The following is an 18,058-nucleotide window of genomic DNA, read 5'->3' as shown; positions in this document are numbered from 1 at the left end:
GGACACTTTTTAATTTACTTATAAAAAATCTGTGAAAAGGATTGACTTATTTTTTAGTTGTAACTATAATGATTACATCGAGGTGGTGATGACGATGAAAATTAGTAGCCGCTTTTCTATAGCTGTTCATATTTTATCTATTTTGAAAAACAATCCATCTTCACTTTGTACTTCAGACTATATGGCTGAAAGTGTAAATACAAATCCGGTAGTAATCCGTAAAATTATATCGTACTTGAAACAAGCTGGATTTGTTTACGTAAATCGCGGGCCAGGTGGTGCGGGATTATTAAAGGATTTACATGAAATCACATTGTTAGATGTGTATCATGCAGTGAACGTAGTCGAAGAAGACAAGCTATTTCATATTCACGAGCAACCAAATCCAGATTGTCCAATTGGAGCGAATATTCAAGTGGTGTTAGAAGTTATATTAATTCAAGCACAATCCGCGATGGAAGAAGTTTTGAAAAATATTTCGATGGAGCAGTTGTTTGAATCTTTACAAGAGAAAATGAATGCTTAAAATAATATCTATATTTTTTTATTATCGATGTAACTATATTGATTACAACTATAAAGGTAAGGTGTAAAAATTATGACTGTAAAAATGAAAGTATACTCAGACTTTATATGTCCGTTTTGTTTTTTAGCAAAAGGTCCATTAGATGAGGTAGTGAAAGAGAAAGATGTAGAGATTGAATGGATGCCATTTGAATTACGTCCAAGTCCATATTCAAAAATAGACCCATGGAATGAGCCAGAAAAATTAGGTTCATGGGATGCTTTCATTCTTCCGACAGCGAAGAAGTTAGGAATTGATATGCGTTTGCCACGTGTTTCCCCACATCCATATACGCATTTAGCTTTCGAAGGATGTCAATTTGCGAAAGAACGTGGACTAGGTAATGAGTATCATCACCGCGTATTCACAGCATTTTTCCAAGAAGAGCAAAACATTGAAGATATTGATGTGTTAACAAAATTAGCGGTAGAAGTAGGACTTCCTGAGGCGGAATTTAAAGATGCTTTAGTAACTCGTAAATATAAAGAAAAGCATCAAGAAGCAATTCAGCACGCATATGATGAAGCGAATATTATGGCTGTTCCAACTGTCATGATTGGAGATGAAGTCATTCAAGGGCTTGCTAGTAAAGAAACACTAGAAAGGGTCATTGATAAAGAAATTGAAAAGGATAAAACAAATTCATTTGAAGGTGTGCAATGTAATACCGATGGATATTGCTAATTCGATTGTTATGAAATAACAAAATAAATAATAAAACAAATATTTGGAGGAATTAAAATGTCAGCAACTACAACAAATTTAAAAGAAGCAATCGTGAACCGTCGTTCAATTCGTAAAGTAACAAAAAACGATGCGATTACGAAAGAAAGAATTGAAGAAGTGTTAAAAACAGCTTTACACGCACCAACATCTTTTAATATGCAAAGTGGCCGTATGGTTGTATTAATGGATGGAGAGCATGAAAAGTTTTGGGATATCGTAAAAGAAACGCTTAGATCACGCGTACCAGCAGAAAACTTTGAAGCGACTGTAGAAAGACTAAAAGGTTTCCATATAGGTGTAGGTACAGTTTTATTCTTTGAAGACCAAGCAACTGTAGAAAAAATGCAAGAAAATGCACCGTTATATAAAGATCAATTCCCATTCTGGTCTCATCAAGGTAATGCAATGTTACAACATACTGTGTGGATGCTATTATCTGCTGAAGGAATTGGCGCATCACTGCAACATTACAACCCAATCGTAGATGCTGAAGTAAAAGAAACTTGGAACATTCCAGCAGAGTGGAGCTTAGTAGGTCAAATGCCATTTGGTGAACCAAATGAACAGCCAGCAGAAAGAACATTCTTACCTACTGAAGATGTAGTGAAATTTTATTAAGAAATACAATATGTAACGATAAGGAAGCTGTGCTTAGAAACAGCTTCCTTTTTTGTATTAGTGTTAATTTATAAGCATTTAGGGAAGGAATATAACAAATAGTCAGGTGAGAAAGGAAGTAGGAAAATGAATGACGAGAAAAAATATACAGTGGTAGGTACTGATGTCGAGGAAGTAAAACGTTTAAATAAAAATTCAGGATTAACGTATAATCAAGTGAAAGAAATGTTAGCGAAGCAAATGCAAAAAAAGAAGTGATTAGATTGAAATCATTCATTTTTTCATTTAACATTTTGATTGGAGAGAGTTAAGTAAAAGGTAACTCTCTTTTTTATATAACTGAGCAACTGTAAGAGTGGAGGAAGCAACATGAAAAAGTGGGTAAAGATAACGTTGTCTATCGCGGGAGGTATTGTCCTATTGGTATGTGCCGGTGGATATTACGTGTATAAAAATTATTTTCCAAAGGAACCAGAGCGTATTGTATATGATAAAGACAGAGTGTTACAGCCGATACATAACCAGCTTAAAGGGATCAACATAGATAATGTAAAGATAAAAGAAAAAGCAGTTGTAAATGCAACTGTGGATGAACTTCAAAATATGGTCGATGATGGAAAATTATCATATGAAGAATTAACGAGTATTTATCTCTTTAGAATACAAGAACATGACCAAAATGGAATATCATTAAATGCTGTTACAGAGATTAATCCAAATGCAATAGAGCAAGCACGAAAGTTAGATAAAGAGAGGTCGTTAAATAAAAAATCGAACTTATACGGCATTCCTGTCATCGTAAAAGATAATGTACAAACTGCAAAAGTGATGCCGACAAGCGCAGGCACTTTTGTATTAAAAGATTGGGTTGCAGATGAAGATGCCACGATTGTGAAGAAGTTGAAAGAAGAGGGGGCATTTGTTTTAGGTAAAGCAAATATGTCTGAATGGGCGAATTATTTATCTTTTACAATGCCAAGTGGATATAGCGGGAAGAAAGGGCAAAATTTAAATCCGTATGGTCCAATTACATTTGATACATCAGGATCCAGTTCGGGGTCTGCTACAGTGGTTGCGGCAGATTTTGCACCGCTTGCAATTGGGACAGAAACGACGGGATCTATTGTCGCACCAGCGACGCAGCAATCTGTAGTTGGGTTACGTCCATCGTTAGGTATGGTTAGCAGAGCCGGCATTATCCCATTAGCTGAAGCACTTGATACTGCAGGGCCAATGGCAAGAACGGTAAAAGACGCGGCAACGTTATTTAATACAATGGTAGGTTATGATGAAAAAGATGCTATGACAGAAAAAATGAAAGATAGAGATAGAATAGATTATACGAATGATTTATCAATAGATGGATTAAAAGGAAAAAAGATAGGGATTCTTTTTTCTGTAGATCAACAAGATGAAAATAGAAAAGCAGTAGCAGAAAAGATTAGAAAAGACATTCAAGATGCCGGTGCGATATTGACTGATGATATTCAGTTAAGTAGCGAGGGTGTAGATAATCTGCAAACATTAGAATATGAGTTCAAACATAATGTTAACGACTATCTTTCGAAGCAAAAAAATGTGCCTGTAAAATCGTTAGAAGAGATTATAGCGTTTAATAAAAAAGATAGTAAAAGAAGAATGAAATATGGACAAACATTAATTGAGGGCTCTGAAAAATCTGCTATAACGAAAGATGAATTTGAAAAAGTAGTTCAAACGAGTCAAGAAAATGCAAGGAAAGAGCTAGATAGATATTTAGTAGAAAAAGGATTGGACGCTTTAGTCATGATTAATAACGATGAAGTTCTTTTATCAGCTGTAGCTGGTTATCCTGAATTAGCGGTACCAGCAGGCTATGATAAAAATGGAGAGCCAGTAGGTGTTGTATTTGTCGGGAGGCAGTTTGGTGAAAAAGAACTTTTCAATATTGGATATGCGTATGAACAACAGTCTAAAAATAGACGTTCTCCTAAAATATAGAATTTAAAAATAGTTTTTAGGAAAGGATTAGATAAAAAATCAGACATTAAAAAAGAAAAAAAGGATTCTTCCAAATTAGTAAGAAAGATTGTCTATAGAAGTTCATAAAATGTAATAGTATTACAATGAATACGTTCGTTTTGTAATATATCAAATTTACATCCATAGAAGGGGGAGGTTAAATCTTAATGAATGAAGTGAAAAATTTTTTTCGAAGTAGAGGGTTTCAACGGTTTATCGTTTTAATAATATTAGCGTTTGTATTATACGGATTAAAAAGTATGATCAATTTAATATTAATTACGTTTATACTGACATTTTTAATGGATCGGTTTCAACGTTTTATTTCAAAGAAATTGAAAGTGAATCGAAAAATTGTTATCGCATGTTTGTATATAATATTAGTTTCCTTTATCGGCACGACATTGTATAAATATTTGCCTGTGCTAACGATACAAATTTCACAATTGATTTATCAATTTAAACTGTTTTTTCAAAATCCACCGGATAATGAGATCATTAAATATGCACTTTCGACAATTAATGGAATGGAAGTATCAAAATATATAGAACAAGGTGTAGATGTCATCTATCAATCGATAGCGAATATAGGAAAGGTGAGTTTACAAATATTATTGTCTCTAATATTAAGCTTATTTTTCTTATTAGAAAAAGAGCGTATTATTACATTTACTTCTAAGTTTAAAGAGAGTAAACTAAAGATTTTTTATGAGGAGATTGCATATTTTGGTGAAAGGTTTGCAAGGTCGTTCGGTAAAGTAATTGAAGCACAATTTTTAATTGCAGTTGTAAATTGTATCCTGACTGTCATTGCATTAATCGTTTTAGGATTTCCACAGCTTCTCGTATTAGCTGTTATGATTTTCTTATTAGGGTTGATTCCTGTTGCCGGCGTAATCATTTCACTGTTTCCACTTTGTATCATTGCCTATAACGTAGGTGGGGTTATGTACGTTTTGTACATACTAGTGTTCATTACAGTGATTCACGCTCTTGAAAGTTATTTTTTAAATCCAAAATTTATGTCTGCAAAAACGAATTTGCCTGTCTTTTATACATTTATGATTCTCATCTTTTCAGAGCACTTCCTCGGAATATGGGGGCTTATTATCGGGATACCGATCTTTATCTTTTTATTAGATGTACTTGACGTAAATAATGATAAATTGATTAAAAGCAATAAGTGATAGAAATAACCGATGTTGTCTTTTTTGAAAACATCGGTTATTTCTTATTTTTTTTTTGGAGGAGGTAGTTTTATAAATTTATTTGCAATTAAAGCTATAATAACAGCAGCAAAAATAAGGACCGCGATTATGCCAATCCCCATACCTGCCCATCCTCCTATAAGGAACATACTTATCGGTATTGCTAATAAGCTTAAAATAATAAGGATCAACCCGAGATTCTTATCATATTTTTTAGTTGGAAATAGCGTTCTGATGATTAAAAAGAGAAAAAGTATTAATGACGCTACAGCTAGTAAGAGGATGACAATTGTCCAAGAATCATCCATAAAATCACTCCTTTCTATTATGGATAATATTACGGTTTAGATTGAGGGTGAACAATAAAAATATAAAAAAGCAATCCAATATGAATTGGATTGCTTTTTTGAATGAAATATACGATTAAAGAACGGGAGCCATTGTTTCTTTCAACACTTGAACAGAGTGATCGAATTTTAATTCTTCGTCTTCACTTAATTCTACTTCTAAAATTTCACGAACACCGCCACGATTTAAAACAGCAGGTACGCCGATATAAACATCTTTTTGACCGTATTGACCTTCTAAGTATGCTGAAACTGTTAATACGCTATTTTCGTCGTTTAAAATAGCTTTTGTAACACGTAGAAGTGACATACCAATACCATAATAAGTTGCACCTTTGCGCTCAATAATATGGTAGGCTGCATCACGAACATTTATGAAAATTTTGTCTAAATCTTCTTGTGTGTATGTGTTGTCTTTATCAAGAAGCGTTTGTAGTTTTTGAATACCAACTGATACGTGACTCCATACTGGAAGTTCTGTATCGCCATGTTCTCCGATAATATAAGCATGAATGTTGTGTGGACCAATGTCGAAGTACTCACCTAACATATAGCGGAAACGAGCAGAGTCAAGCGTTGTACCAGAACCGATTACTCGTTCTTTTGGTAAACCAGATTCTTTCCAAGTAACGTGCGTTAAAATATCTACAGGGTTTGTTGCGATTAAGAAGATGCCATCAAATCCGCTATCCATAATACTGCGAACGATTTGTTTAAAGATTTTAGCGTTTTTCTCAACTAAATCTAAACGTGTTTCACCTGGCTTTTGTGGTAATCCAGCTGTAATGACTACAAGATCAGCATCTTTACAATCTTCGTAGCTACCTTTCCATACTCTAGTTGGAGCTGGTGCAAATGGAACAGCGTGACTTAAATCCATTGCTTCTCCTTCGGCTTTTGCTTCATTTACATCAACTAAAACAAATTCTTCAGCTACAGCTTGGTTAATCATGCAGTAAGCATAGCTACATCCAACTGCACCTGTTCCTACTAATACAACACGGTTAATACCTTTTTTCATTTCACAATTCCTCGCAATTTCATTGATTTTATTATGTAAGATAATACGTCCTACTTCTATAGATTCATATCTAGTTTATTACATTTTATAAAAGATATTCAAGTATTTGAAAATGTATCCGTTCAAATTTGCGAACAAAACATAGGAATTCAGTTAACTGAATATAATTCAGTAAAATCCTTTTTAAAAGGGGAAATGGTATGGGGAATCCATTATCGATGGAACAAATGCTTCAAATTGTTCATGAAGGGCTTGCCAAAACGAATAACCCCAAACAAATTACAGTTGCCGGTGCAGGGATTTCTGGATTAGTTGCAGGTTCTTTATTAAAAGAGGCTGGACATGAAGTAACGATTATAGAAGCAAATAACAGAATAGGTGGCAGGGTGTATACGATTCGTGAACCGTTTAGTGCGGGTTTATACTTTAATGCAGGACCGATGAGAATTCCTGATACGCATGAGTTAACTTTAGCGTATATTCGTAAATTTAAACTACCGTTAAACCTTTTTATAAATAAAACTTTTGCAGATATCATTTATACGAATCATATTCAAACGAGATTGAATGTGTTTGAAAATGATCCAAGTATACTTGAATATCCGGTTTTGGATAAAGAAAGAGGAAAAACGGCAGAAGAGCTAATGCTTGAAGTATTAGAACCAATACTAAATTATATTAAGAAGGATCCTAATAAACACTGGTTTATCGTTGAAAAAAAGTATAAAACGTATTCGCTTGGTTCATTTTTAATGGAGTATTATTCGGATGGAGCAATAGATATGATTGGTGTACTTCTTGATATGGAAGCATATATGGGAATGTCTTTAATTGAAGTATTACGGGAAATGATTTTTTTTACTTCAACGGCGAAATATTACGAGATAACGGGCGGGATGGATGCATTACCAAATGCATTTTTGCCACAGCTAAAGGATAATATTTTTATGTCCTATAAAGTAGAAAAAATAATACAAGAAGATAATAAAGTGATGCTGCAAGTAAAACATGAACAAACGTTAGATCCATTTACAATAACAAGTGATATTGCTATTATCACAATTCCGTTTTCGGCGTTACGATTTGTAGAAGTTCAGCCATTTCATTTATTCACTTATTTTAAAAGACGAGCAATTCGTGAATTAAATTATATTGCTGCAACTAAAATTGCGATAGAGTTCAAAAGTAGATTTTGGGAAAGAGTCGGGCAGTATGGTGGGAAATCTATTACGGATTTACCGATACGTTTTACATATTATCCGAGCTATGGCATTCAGTCACCAGGGGCAGCTATCGTTATAGCAAGTTATACGTGGGCGGATGAGGCTTTAACATGGGATAGTCTCCCGCATAGAGAGCGTATTCGTTACGCATTGAAAAATTTAGCGCAAATATATGGGAATGTAGTCTATAGTGAGTTTATAACAGGGGAATCTTTTAGCTGGAGTAAGAATACGTATTCTTGCGGAGCATTTACAGCTTTTGAACCAGGCCAAGAGCTAGAATTATTTCCTTATATTGCGTCGCCGGCTGGAAACGTACACTTTGCAGGAGAACATACAACGTTGACACATGGGTGGATGCAGGGAGCGATTGAGTCTGGAATTAGAGTTGCTCATGAAGTAAATGAAAAGTGAAGATAGTAGATATATTTACAAATTGTTATTCTTTTAATAAAATGATAAATATAAATCGTAATTATTACGCTTTGAATACGTTTGAAATAAAGAAATGGATGGTTGATCAAATGAATAAAGTGGAAATTCATATATTAGGTGGTTTTTTAGGTAGTGGAAAATCAACATTATTACAAAATTTATTAGTAGCGGAGAAGAAGAAGAATAGAAAAGTTGCTGTTTTAATGAATGAAATTGGTGAATACTCAGTAGATACAGATATTATTGGTAAAGAGAATGTGTTAAGAGAATTACTAAAAGGATGTATTTGTTGTACGTTAAAGGAAGAACTTGAAATACAATTGCATTCATTATATCAGCAAGAAAGACCAGATGTGATTTACATAGAAACAACAGGCGTCGCACATCCAATTGAAGTGTTAGATGCATGTGTATCACCAATTTTAGCACCTTTCTTAGAAGTGAAATCAATTGTAGTCGTTTTAGATGCAGTAAGATGGTTAAATCGAAGTATATTAAGTGCAAATGTGCAACAGTTACTGCATGAGCAAATGAAATTTAGTAGTCACCTTCTTATTAATAAATCAGATTTACTAACAGAAGAAGATAAGAACAAAGTACTTGAAGAAGTGAAAGCAATAAATAATCATGCGAAATTGTTTGAAACAAAATATTGTAATATATCTTTAGATGATATAGAAGAAACTGAATTTGTGAGTGCTGGGGAACACGAGACACTTCATGTTAAACAGCATTTACATATACAAACGATGACGTATAAATTTACGAAATCGATTGATCAAGACAAATTATATGAATGGCTTTCGAATTTACCAGATAGTATTTATAGAGTGAAAGGTTTTGTGAAATTCCATGGAGATAAATACCCTCATCTATTCCAATATTCATTTGGCGTACCAACTTTACTAGAGCAAGATTTTGGTTTCCCGACAAACTTGGTAGTAATCGGGGAAGGGCTAGATAAGAAACAATTGGTTGAAGGGTTAGAAAGGGTAGAAAATAATTAAGTGCTTTTTATGTAGGCTGCAATAATTAACTTAAGTTAATTATTGCAGCTTTTTTCGTGATGAATACTGTAATGAAACAGTATTTTCAATTGGATAACGGAATATATATTGATTGTATGTCCGTTTCCATTTAATAGGAAGGTGATTATAGATTTGTGCCGAATGTAGAGGATACTACAAGAGTTTTCCATTATCTATCTTATAGTTTAAAAGTCATGATTACGGGCAGGGGAATTTGGCGTGTTTGATTCTATCAGAAAGTAAAGTATGGGGAGGATCACAATGTCGATGAAAAAACGTAAGTGGCTAAAAACAATGTTTACTGGTTGTGTTTTAGGTTCGTTATTAATAACGGCAGCTTGTTCAGGAAAGAAAACAAGTACAGAGGATGAAAAAACGATTAAGGTAGGGGTTCTTGCATCATTAACAGGTCCATTAGAATCGTATGGAAAGCAAACAGTGAACGGATTTGAATTAGGGTTAGACTATGCAACTGGTGGAACAGGGAAAGTGGAAGGGAAAAAAATTAAGTTTGTAGTAGAAGATACAGAAACGAAAGCCGATGTAGCGGTAAAGAAAGCTACGAAATTATTAGAAGAAGAGAAAGTTGATTTCTTAGTCGGATCGTCTAGTTCAAGTGATACGTTAGCGGTTTTACCACTTGCTGAAGAATATGAAAAAATTATGGTTGTAGAACCGGCAGTTGCTGATAGTATTACCGGGAAGAACTGGAATAAATATATTTTTAGAACTGGAAGAAGTTCCTCACAAGATGCGATTGCAGGAGCAGCAGCAATTGCGAAAAAAGATGTAAAGATTGCGACGTTTGCTCCAGATAACGCTTTTGGTCGTGAAGGGATTGCGGCATTTAAAGCGGGTGCGAAAAAATTAGGAGCAAACATTGTAAACGAGCAATACGCTGACACGAATTCAACAGATTTTACGGCAAATATTCAAAATATCATTAGCTCAAAACCAGATTACTTATTTATCGTTTGGGCAGGGGCAAATTCACCTTGGAAACAGTTGAAAGATATGAATGTGGAAGCGCAAGGTATTAAAGTCTCTACTGGTGCACCGGATATACCAGCATTAAAAACGATGGATGCATTAGTAGGAATGCAAGGTTTTTCTGTTTATTATCATGCACTTCCAAAAAATAAGGTGAATGACTGGTTAGTTGAAGAACATAAAAAAAGATTTAATGGTGCAGTACCAGATTTATTTACAGCAGGAGGAATGTCAGCGGCAATTTCCATTGTGGAAGCATTAAAGAAAACAAATGGTGATACAGATGTAAATACATTGATTAAGAAAATGGAAGGAATGGAATTTGATACACCGAAAGGAAAGATGAAATTTAGAGAGAAAGACCACCAAGCGATGCAGACGCTATATTCTATCACGTTGAAAAAGCAAGATGGTGTTGATTATCCGGTACCAGTGTTAGAGCGAGAATTAACGATGAAAGAGACAGAACCACCAGTTCAAAATAAATAGACTGAATTTTCTGTTGTTTTTGTATAAAGAGGGGATACCCTCTTTATACGTATTTCTTTCATACTGAAAGCTTTAAAGGGAGGGATTTCGTGACACATTTGTTAGAGACGAAAAATCTTTGTGTATCTTTTGGTGACCATCATGTTATTAAAGATGTTAATTTAACGGTACAAAAGGGAAAGCTCATTTCAATTATTGGACCGAATGGTGCCGGCAAGACAACGTTATTTAACTTACTAAGTGGACAAATTTCTCCGACGAAAGGTGAAGTGTATTTTAAAGGAAAAGAGATTACAAAATTATCGATTTCAGACCGAACAAGATTAGGAATCGGGCGCTCTTTTCAGCTTACAAATATATTCCCAGAGTTAACGGTACTTGAAAATGTACGTTTAAGTGTTCAATCATTCGTTCAAGATTATTACAGTTTTTTCCCGAATGTAGCTAAGTTAAAGCAGCAAACTGGAGAGGCGAGACGTCTTTTAAAAACAGTGCTACTTCATGAGAAAGAGGGGGTATTAGCAAAAGATTTAGCTCACGGGGAAAAAAGAAAGTTAGAGCTTGCTATGTTATTAGCATTAAAGACAGATGTATTACTGCTTGATGAGCCAACTGCGGGTATTTCAGTTGAGGAAGTTCCGGCTATTTTACAAGTGATTGAAAATATTAAAAAACATCCAGAGAGCACAATCGTACTCATCGAACACAAAATGGATATGGTACTAGGTTTGTCGGACCATCTTATCGTTTTATTTCATGGCGAGTTATTAGCGGAAGGGTTACCAGAAGAAATGATGAAAGATGAGCGTGTACAAAGTGCTTATTTAGGGGGATTATATAGTGGCTCTATTACAAGTGAATAATATAGAGACGTATTTAGATCAGTTTCATATTTTACAAGGGGTATCACTCACTGTTGAGAAAGGGACGATTACTGTACTGTTTGGAAGAAACGGGGCGGGAAAAACAACAACGTTGCGATCGGTTATGGGATTTCATCGGATAGCAAATGGTGAGATTTATTATGATAGTACGCAGGTCAATGGATTATCTACACATTTAATTTCAAGAAAAGGAATAGGCTATGTACCAGAAAATCAAGGGATTTTTCATGATTTAACAGTAGAAGAGACGTTCGCACTTGCGAGTGGAAAAGGGGAAGAAGTTCACGAGAAAATAGATTGGATGCTCGAGCTATTTCCTGATTTAAAGCAGTTTTGGAATAAGAAAAGTGGGCTTTTAAGCGGGGGACAAAAACAAATGTTGGCTATTTCAAGAGCGTTTATTAATAGTGATGGACTATTGCTTATTGACGAGCCAAGTAAGGGGCTATCACCAATTATGATAGAAAAATTAATGGTAGCAATTTTGAAAATGAAGGAGAAAACGACTGTTTTACTTGTTGAACAAAATTTTATGATGGCTAGTCAAATCGGTGATTATTTTTACATTATGGATAATGGGCGTATTGTGCATAAAGGTTTTATGAATGAACTGCGAGAGGATAAAGAAACATGTCATAAATATTTAGGTATTTCTTAACATTGATACGGGGGGATAGAACGTGGATGTGTTAATTAACTTATTTGTAAACGGCGTTTCAACCGGGATGCTTATTTTTTTATTAGCATCAGGTCTTTCACTTATTTTCGGCCTAATGAGCGTTTTAAACTTTGCACATGGTGGTTTATTTGCATGGGGAGCTTTTACAGGCGTTTGGTTATTTAATATGACAGGTAGTTATGTGTTAGCGTTAGTTGGAGCGGTTGCTATGGGAATGTTGCTTGGTTTTATTTTAGAACGATTTCTTATTAGGCCAGTGTATGGAAACCATGTTCGCCAGCTACTCGTTACACTCGGAGGAATGCTCGTTCTTAGTGAGTGTATAAAAATATTTTGGGGACCGAATCCAATTAGTGCAAAGTTACCGATATGGTTACAAGGTAGCTATACATTTGGAGGGGTTATATTAATAAAATACCGGTTGTTCGTTATTTTAGTTGGGATACTAATTTACATTGCTCTACTATTACTACTCAAAAAAACAAAGATAGGTCTTATGATCCGCGCTGGTGTAATGGATAAGGAGATGGTTCAAGCACTCGGCATTAACGTGAAAGCTATATTTTCGTTCGTCTTTCTATTAGGAGCAGGAATGGCAGCGTTAGGTGGATTCTTATTTGCACCATATTCAGGCGTTGTTTTCGCCGGAATGGGTATGCAATATGCAATTTTAGCTTTCATTGTAGTAATAATTGGAGGGTTAGGTAGCGTCCAAGGTTCAGCTATCGCTTCTTTAATTGTCGGATTAGCCGGAGCTTTTACAGCATATTTCATGCCAGATTTATCACTTGCAATCAATATGTTAATGTTACTGTTTTTCTTAATAGTGAAGCCAACTGGACTTGTTGGTGAAAAGGGGTGAAATGGTGAACAACACATCGAATCGAATTAAAGTATACTTCGGAGTATTTATGCTCATTTGTTTAAGTGTATTTCCGTTCGTAAATGATTCACGGAGCTTGTTAATTTTGTTCACTCAAATCTTCATCTTTGCTATTTTTGCAATGAGTTTTGATATATTGCTTGGTTATACAGGAATTGTATCGTTCGGCCACTGTATGTTCTTTGGAATAGGAGCATATGGGGTAGCACTTTTATTCGATCGGCAAGGTGTATCAATAACAAACTTTTTCATAGGTATAATAGCGGCAATTATCGTTTCAGCAATCGTTAGTTATATAATCGGCTTGCTTTCTTTACGGTTGAAAAGTCATTTTTATGCAATGTTAACGCTCGCTATTTCACAGTTGTTTTTCGTACTTGCTGAAAAATGGCGTGGGCTAACTCACGGAGGAGATGGATTTACATTTGGAGTACCAGAAATATTCCGTGATCGTTTTACATTTTATTATGTAACGTTTATATGTTTAATCAATATTTTCATTTTGCTACGTCTTTTCACCAAATCTTCAATTGGGAAAGTATTAAAGGCAATTTCACAAAATGAACAAAGAGTTGAAGCACTTGGTTATAAAGTTCTTCATTATAAAATTATCGCAAGTGTAGTGGCGGGAATAGTTGCAGCGATTAGCGGTGGTCTATTCGTCATCACATTACGCTTTGTAAATACCACTGTATTTTCAATTGAAATGACGTTAAATGCATTATTAATGACAATGATTGGAGGGGTTGGAACGTTAATCGGAGCCATTGCAGGAGCTGGTATCATTGAATCACTAAAATATTATTTATCAGAATTAGCGACGGAGTATCCGATTTTTGAAAGATGGACGATTATTCTAGGGTTATTGTATATAATCGTGTTACTAGTTTTTCCGAAAGGATTAGTTGGAACGGTTAAGCAGTTGAAGAGTGTTAAAAGGAGTAAGAAGGAGAAAAGCGCAGGTGTGGAGCAGAACGTGTGAAAAATCAATTGTATATAAAAAAAACCCCTCTTTTATATACGTTCAAGAGGGGTTTTTATTTTGAAAAAAGTTTGTAAACAAAGTCATTCTATTACTCAAATAGTTCATCAGGGGTATGCTTAATAAAGTTTCGATTCGTAAAAAAATGAACAGCTAATTTCTCTATTGGAACATTTTCAATTGTTACTAACTTATCATTTTTAATCGGTAAAAAAGCTATCCCATTTCCCTCAACGATAAATTCTTCCATAAGCGAATAAGAATCTAACTGTTGAAGTTGGCGCTGAGATAGATTGTTTTCTTTTAAAAATTGTATTGTCTTATTTCTAAAAGGGCACTTCTTGTCATTACTAACGAAGAAAAGTTCTTTTGAATAGTCAATGGTACACTTTTCTTTCGCTTTTAATAAACCTACAGAAATTGAAGTGGTGAATACTTTTTTAAACGCTGCGTCAGGATAATCCTCATAAGTTATGACCATATCAACTTTTTGTTGCTGTAACAGTGTTTGTAAGTGGCTACTACTTTCAATGTATAGTTGGTAACTCCTAAAATTTTCTTTAATGCGCATACTTAAATAATTTGTCAAAATAGATTGTGATGTCGCAATTACATAAGAAGAACCACTCGTTTTAATTTCATTTTTTGCTTCTTCTAACAGAGTTAATATTCTATTCGTGTAGTCTAATAAAATGTCACCAGAAGGTAACAATGAAACACCTTTGTTATCTCTATGTAGTAATGGTGTTTCTAACTCTTGTTCTAATTTTTTTATTCGCTCCGTTATATTCGGTTGCACATAACCTAGCTCTTTAGCAGCTTTACTAATAGAGCCTTCATTCGCTACAGTTTTAAATATGATAAGATCATTTATTTCCATTCATTTCAGCCCCTTATACGGTATCATTATAAATGATACCAAACATAATTTATACCTATTTTACGTTAGTTAGCCATCGGTTTATCATTATGTATATAAGATTGAAAGTGAGTGATAAACATGATTGGAATGCAATATAAGGTTATTTTGCCAAAGGATTATGATATAAGGATTATTAGAGAAAGGGTAAAAAAGAATGGTCATAAAACAGATGGTTTTCAAGAGTTGAATTTTAAGGCCTATTTAATTACTGAGGCAGGTAAGGACGGGAATTTCTATAATTGCTATGCACCTTTATATATTTGGAATGGTCATGAAGGGATGAACAAATTTATCTTTGAAGGGTATTACGATAATATTTTACAATCGTTCGGGTGGCAACAAATAAATATAGGTGTTCCATTCGTTGTTAATGTAAGTAATGACTTTAGAAAAAGTAGATATGTTGTTGAATATGTAGGGAGTATTTCTCAAATGGATTCATTGATTGGGGCTCAATTTAATATTTCGAATCAGAATGTCCAGAATACAGAAAATTGTATAGGGAATGTAATAGTCTATAACCCAGATAAGTGGGGATATAGTCATTTTGATTTTTATGAAGAAAAGCCTGAAATTGAAGCAATGAAGGATATTACAATATATGAAGTTCTACACATTTCACAGTAGATGTGGAATTGAAATATAGATTAATTATTTATAAAAAATCCATTTTGATTCAAGTAAAAAGGTTCAAAATGGATTTTTCTTGGTTATCTTATGTATACTCAAAACAAATTACTGCTTTTCTTAATTCTTTATTGAAGAATAAGTATATACGATCTGCACCATAAGCTTGAAAATAATATCCTGTAACAAATCCAACATACGTAAATGGATGACCATATTCATCTTTTGGCACATATAGAAGATTAGTATAGTCAAAAGATTCAAATCTTCAATTAATTTATAGACCTGATGTTATGTCTAAGGAGGAAGTAAAAGTGGAACTTAAGTAATTTATCCCGTAAAAGCCCGATGGGTGTAAACAAGGGTCTCTTATGCAAACCTATACAAGTTTTACATGAAGACGGTAATCTTGAATGAATTTACGGTACGATAAAAGAAAATAATAGGTTAGATGGTGTGAATTTCAAACATACCGTTTTGGAAAACAAAAATAAATGCATGATAAGGATTAGGCGTTGGAGCTTAATCCTTTTTTTATGGAGATGTAGAGAATGGTAAGTAGACCTAATACTACACGAGTAATACCTTTGGTTAAGTTCAAGTAAGTTGAGTTATATAAAAAAATGTAATTATCACTTGCATTAACATCACTTGCGTAGTAAAGTGATAATAAGATAAACGCTAGGAAGTGATAAAACATGCGTGATAATACGATAGGATCGTTAATATGGTTACGTTTAATACGATTTACGAATCAAAGTAATCAAATGTCAAATGAATTTTTAAAACGGTTTGATTTAACGACAGCCCAATTTGATGTCCTTTTGCAAATACGGACATATCAGCCGTTGACACAAATGGAGTTAGCTGAAAAGGTTACTGTTACGCAAGGCGGTATTTCTCGAATGTTAACTCGTCTTGAAAAAGAAGGATATATTGTGCGAAAACAAGATTGGAAAACAAAAACAATTAGTCTTACAGAGCAAGGAGAAGCAGCTTTAGAGAGAGCATTGCCAGAGCAACTTGCATTTCAATCTTCGTTTTTTGATGATGTATTAAATGAAGAAGAGCAGAAAATATTATACGAGCTGATGACGAAAGTTCATAAGCATAGTGAAAAAAAAGAATTACCGCAAGAGTAATTTTTTTATACTATCAATTGACTAATCAAGTGAGGGCGTAGGTAATACGGAGATACACTTGACTTACCAACGTTTTTAGAAAAAAACTAATACTACTTTATTAAAGGGGAGAGTAACTATGGAAAAATACCGTATAGATACAAGAAAAGGAATTGAGTTTGGATTATATTCAATCGGTGATCATGTTTTAAATCCACATAATGGGGAGAAAATTACGCCAGAGAAAAGAATTCACGAACTAATTGAAACAGCTAAGTTAGCAGATGAGGCAGGGCTTGATGTGTTTGCTGTCGGCGAAAGTCATCAAACACATTTTACAACGCAAGCTCATACAGTTATTTTAGGTGCGGCCGCGCAAGCTACGAAAAATATAAAAATTGCAAGTTCCGCAACGATATTAAGTACATCTGACCCAGTTCGAGTATATGAGGATTTCGCTACCATTGACTTGATTTCTAATGGTCGTGCTGAAATCGTAGCTGGTCGTGGATCTCGTATTGGAGGATATAGTTTACTTGGTTACGATGTAAATGATTATGAAGAGTTATTTGAAGAGAAGATGGATCTTTTATTAAAAATTAATAAAGAGGAACATGTCACATGGAATGGGCAGTTCAGAGCACCACTTGAGCATGCTTCAGTTATTCCTAGAGCTAAAAACAATAACCTGCCAATTTGGCGTGCGGTTGGTGGACCGCCAGCTAGTGCAATTAAAGCAGGACGTGCAGGTGTGCCAATGATGATAACAACACTTGGTGGTCCAGCAATTAACTTTAAAGTGTCAGTAGATGCTTACCGCGAGGCTGCTCAGCAAAGTGGATTTGATCCAGCTAGTTTACCAGTTGCGACAACGAGTTTATTTTATACGGCAAAAAATTCACAAGATGCACTTAGTGAATATTACCCTCATATTAATGCTGGTATGCTTACACTGCGCGGTGGTGGGTATCCGAAACAGCAATTTACAAATGCAATAGATTACCGTGATGCTTTAATGGTTGGTAGCCCACAACAAATCATTGAGAAAATGCTTTACCAATATGAATTGTTTGGCCAACAACGCTTTATGGCACAAATTGATTTTGGCGGTGTACCATTTGATAAAATTGAGAAAAATATTGAATTAATTGCTACTGAAATTTTACCAGCCGTTAGAAAACATACAGCAAAATAAATAAAAAAACTGAGAGTCTAATTGACTCTCAGTTTTTTATTTGTTCTGGAAAAATGACAAAAAAATGAACTTTTAGTCGAGGGAGAGGGAAGCTATTTTTCTATTTTTGAATAA

Annotated in this window: 19 protein-coding genes and 2 pseudogenes; 17 read left to right on the top strand and 4 right to left on the bottom strand. The window is 34.4% G+C overall.

The window, feature by feature from the left end; genetic code table 11:
• Window positions 1-94: 94 nt before the first annotated feature.
• The 6 genes from A6J74_RS07350 to A6J74_RS07325 all read left to right on the top strand — a co-directional run bounded on the left by A6J74_RS07350 (window position 95) and on the right by A6J74_RS07325 (window position 5,097).
• Window positions 95-526, top strand: coding sequence for an Rrf2 family transcriptional regulator (locus tag A6J74_RS07350; protein WP_000704069.1), 432 nt, complete (start codon window positions 95-97; stop codon window positions 524-526).
• Window positions 527-598: 72 nt separating this feature from the next.
• Window positions 599-1,249, top strand: a complete 651-nt coding sequence (locus A6J74_RS07345) for a DsbA family oxidoreductase (RefSeq protein ID WP_000216688.1) — start codon at window positions 599-601, stop codon at window positions 1,247-1,249.
• Between the two features lie 57 nt (window positions 1,250-1,306).
• The gene (locus A6J74_RS07340; protein ID WP_080609460.1) at window positions 1,307-1,909 is read left to right on the top strand and encodes a nitroreductase family protein; all 603 of its coding nucleotides are present in this window, start codon (window positions 1,307-1,309) and stop codon (window positions 1,907-1,909) included.
• A 126-nt stretch (window positions 1,910-2,035) separates the two neighbouring features.
• Window positions 2,036-2,167 (top strand): hypothetical protein, encoded by a 132-nt coding sequence (locus A6J74_RS30345; protein WP_000997344.1) that lies wholly within the window; start codon window positions 2,036-2,038, stop codon window positions 2,165-2,167.
• Window positions 2,168-2,278: 111 nt separating this feature from the next.
• Window positions 2,279-3,889, top strand: coding sequence for an amidase family protein (locus tag A6J74_RS07330; RefSeq protein WP_000759439.1), 1,611 nt, complete (start codon window positions 2,279-2,281; stop codon window positions 3,887-3,889).
• 188 nt (window positions 3,890-4,077) lie between these two features.
• Window positions 4,078-5,097 carry an AI-2E family transporter gene (locus tag A6J74_RS07325; protein ID WP_001006567.1) on the top strand — a complete coding sequence of 340 codons (1,020 nt, stop codon included), beginning with the start codon at window positions 4,078-4,080 and terminating at the stop codon, window positions 5,095-5,097.
• Between the two features lie 44 nt (window positions 5,098-5,141).
• Here the strand turns inward: A6J74_RS07325 and A6J74_RS07320 are convergent, their stop codons facing one another.
• A complete protein-coding gene (locus A6J74_RS07320) occupies window positions 5,142-5,426 on the bottom strand; it encodes a YesK family protein (RefSeq protein ID WP_000342829.1) in 285 nt (94 codons plus the stop codon).
• Window positions 5,427-5,541: 115 nt separating this feature from the next.
• On the bottom strand, window positions 5,542-6,486 hold the full coding sequence (locus tag A6J74_RS07315) for an L-lactate dehydrogenase (protein WP_000715318.1): 945 nt from the start codon (window positions 6,484-6,486) through the stop codon (window positions 5,542-5,544).
• Window positions 6,487-6,686: 200 nt separating this feature from the next.
• Between A6J74_RS07315 and A6J74_RS07310 the strand changes: the two genes are divergently transcribed.
• The 7 genes from A6J74_RS07310 to A6J74_RS07280 all read left to right on the top strand — a co-directional run bounded on the left by A6J74_RS07310 (window position 6,687) and on the right by A6J74_RS07280 (window position 14,079).
• A complete protein-coding gene (locus tag A6J74_RS07310; protein ID WP_000528018.1) occupies window positions 6,687-8,123 on the top strand; it encodes a flavin monoamine oxidase family protein in 1,437 nt (478 codons plus the stop codon).
• Window positions 8,124-8,233: 110 nt separating this feature from the next.
• Entirely contained in the window at window positions 8,234-9,151 is a 918-nt protein-coding gene (locus A6J74_RS07305; RefSeq protein ID WP_001044963.1) for a CobW family GTP-binding protein, read from the top strand.
• Window positions 9,152-9,433: 282 nt separating this feature from the next.
• On the top strand, window positions 9,434-10,651 hold the full coding sequence (locus A6J74_RS07300) for a substrate-binding domain-containing protein (protein WP_000062008.1): 1,218 nt from the start codon (window positions 9,434-9,436) through the stop codon (window positions 10,649-10,651).
• An 89-nt stretch (window positions 10,652-10,740) separates the two neighbouring features.
• Window positions 10,741-11,514: an ABC transporter ATP-binding protein gene (locus A6J74_RS07295; RefSeq protein WP_000149304.1), complete on the top strand. Its 774-nt coding sequence runs from the start codon at window positions 10,741-10,743 to the stop codon at window positions 11,512-11,514.
• On the top strand, window positions 11,492-12,193 hold the full coding sequence (locus A6J74_RS07290; protein WP_001196711.1) for a branched-chain amino acid ABC transporter ATP-binding protein: 702 nt from the start codon (window positions 11,492-11,494) through the stop codon (window positions 12,191-12,193). Before A6J74_RS07295 ends, A6J74_RS07290 begins: the two co-directional genes overlap by 23 nt.
• A gap of 22 nt (window positions 12,194-12,215) precedes the next feature.
• Window positions 12,216-13,076, top strand: a complete 861-nt coding sequence (locus A6J74_RS07285; protein ID WP_000382810.1) for a branched-chain amino acid ABC transporter permease — start codon at window positions 12,216-12,218, stop codon at window positions 13,074-13,076.
• Window positions 13,077-13,125: 49 nt separating this feature from the next.
• Window positions 13,126-14,079, top strand: a complete 954-nt coding sequence (locus A6J74_RS07280) for a branched-chain amino acid ABC transporter permease (protein ID WP_002093784.1) — start codon at window positions 13,126-13,128, stop codon at window positions 14,077-14,079.
• A 91-nt stretch (window positions 14,080-14,170) separates the two neighbouring features.
• Here the strand turns inward: A6J74_RS07280 and A6J74_RS07275 are convergent, their stop codons facing one another.
• On the bottom strand, window positions 14,171-14,959 hold the full coding sequence (locus A6J74_RS07275; protein WP_000404971.1) for a LysR family transcriptional regulator: 789 nt from the start codon (window positions 14,957-14,959) through the stop codon (window positions 14,171-14,173).
• Window positions 14,960-15,079: 120 nt separating this feature from the next.
• Between A6J74_RS07275 and A6J74_RS07270 the strand changes: the two genes are divergently transcribed.
• Window positions 15,080-15,628 (top strand): DUF4865 family protein, encoded by a 549-nt coding sequence (locus tag A6J74_RS07270; RefSeq protein WP_000579878.1) that lies wholly within the window; start codon window positions 15,080-15,082, stop codon window positions 15,626-15,628.
• An 88-nt stretch (window positions 15,629-15,716) separates the two neighbouring features.
• On the opposite strand, the pseudogene A6J74_RS07265 reads toward A6J74_RS07270, so the two are convergent.
• Window positions 15,717-15,890: pseudogene (locus A6J74_RS07265) on the bottom strand (siderophore biosynthesis protein); the annotation flags it as partial.
• On the opposite strand from A6J74_RS07265, the pseudogene A6J74_RS30645 reads away from it, so the two are divergent.
• The 3 genes and pseudogenes from A6J74_RS30645 to A6J74_RS07250 form a co-directional block, all read left to right on the top strand.
• Window positions 15,886-15,957, top strand: a pseudogene (locus A6J74_RS30645) (DUF4352 domain-containing protein); the annotation flags it as partial. The pseudogenes A6J74_RS07265 and A6J74_RS30645 overlap by 5 nt on opposite strands.
• A 369-nt stretch (window positions 15,958-16,326) precedes the next feature.
• Window positions 16,327-16,770, top strand: coding sequence for a MarR family winged helix-turn-helix transcriptional regulator (locus A6J74_RS07255; RefSeq protein ID WP_001205523.1), 444 nt, complete (start codon window positions 16,327-16,329; stop codon window positions 16,768-16,770).
• Window positions 16,771-16,888: 118 nt separating this feature from the next.
• Window positions 16,889-17,944 carry an LLM class flavin-dependent oxidoreductase gene (locus A6J74_RS07250; RefSeq protein ID WP_000417545.1) on the top strand — a complete coding sequence of 352 codons (1,056 nt, stop codon included), beginning with the start codon at window positions 16,889-16,891 and terminating at the stop codon, window positions 17,942-17,944.
• Window positions 17,945-18,058 lie beyond the last annotated feature (114 nt).

The sequence above is a fragment of the Bacillus sp. FDAARGOS_235 genome, from assembly GCF_002073415.2.
Taxonomy (GTDB): domain Bacteria; phylum Bacillota; class Bacilli; order Bacillales; family Bacillaceae_G; genus Bacillus_A; species Bacillus_A toyonensis.
Note: the sequence above shows the minus strand (reverse complement) of the source record. Positions and strands in the feature narration are given on the sequence as shown.

Bases quoted from the DNA above. Each gene is read 5' to 3' on its own strand.
- A6J74_RS07275 (WP_000404971.1), bottom strand. From the start codon at position 14,959: ATGGAAATAAATGATCTTATCATATTTAAAACTGTAGCGAATGAAGGC.
- A6J74_RS07305 (WP_001044963.1), top strand. From the start codon at position 8,234: ATGAATAAAGTGGAAATTCATATATTAGGTGGTTTTTTAGGTAGTGGA.
- A6J74_RS07255 (WP_001205523.1), top strand. From the start codon at position 16,327: ATGCGTGATAATACGATAGGATCGTTAATATGGTTACGTTTAATACGA.
- A6J74_RS07325 (WP_001006567.1), top strand. From the start codon at position 4,078: ATGAATGAAGTGAAAAATTTTTTTCGAAGTAGAGGGTTTCAACGGTTT.
- A6J74_RS07280 (WP_002093784.1), top strand. From the start codon at position 13,126: ATGCTCATTTGTTTAAGTGTATTTCCGTTCGTAAATGATTCACGGAGC.
- A6J74_RS07315 (WP_000715318.1), bottom strand. From the start codon at position 6,486: ATGAAAAAAGGTATTAACCGTGTTGTATTAGTAGGAACAGGTGCAGTT.
- A6J74_RS30345 (WP_000997344.1), top strand. From the start codon at position 2,036: ATGAATGACGAGAAAAAATATACAGTGGTAGGTACTGATGTCGAGGAA.
- A6J74_RS07350 (WP_000704069.1), top strand. From the start codon at position 95: ATGAAAATTAGTAGCCGCTTTTCTATAGCTGTTCATATTTTATCTATT.
- A6J74_RS07250 (WP_000417545.1), top strand. From the start codon at position 16,889: ATGGAAAAATACCGTATAGATACAAGAAAAGGAATTGAGTTTGGATTA.
- A6J74_RS07310 (WP_000528018.1), top strand. From the start codon at position 6,687: ATGGGGAATCCATTATCGATGGAACAAATGCTTCAAATTGTTCATGAA.
- A6J74_RS07330 (WP_000759439.1), top strand. From the start codon at position 2,279: ATGAAAAAGTGGGTAAAGATAACGTTGTCTATCGCGGGAGGTATTGTC.
- A6J74_RS07320 (WP_000342829.1), bottom strand. From the start codon at position 5,426: ATGGATGATTCTTGGACAATTGTCATCCTCTTACTAGCTGTAGCGTCA.
- A6J74_RS07300 (WP_000062008.1), top strand. From the start codon at position 9,434: ATGTCGATGAAAAAACGTAAGTGGCTAAAAACAATGTTTACTGGTTGT.
- A6J74_RS07340 (WP_080609460.1), top strand. From the start codon at position 1,307: ATGTCAGCAACTACAACAAATTTAAAAGAAGCAATCGTGAACCGTCGT.
- A6J74_RS07345 (WP_000216688.1), top strand. From the start codon at position 599: ATGACTGTAAAAATGAAAGTATACTCAGACTTTATATGTCCGTTTTGT.
- A6J74_RS07270 (WP_000579878.1), top strand. From the start codon at position 15,080: ATGATTGGAATGCAATATAAGGTTATTTTGCCAAAGGATTATGATATA.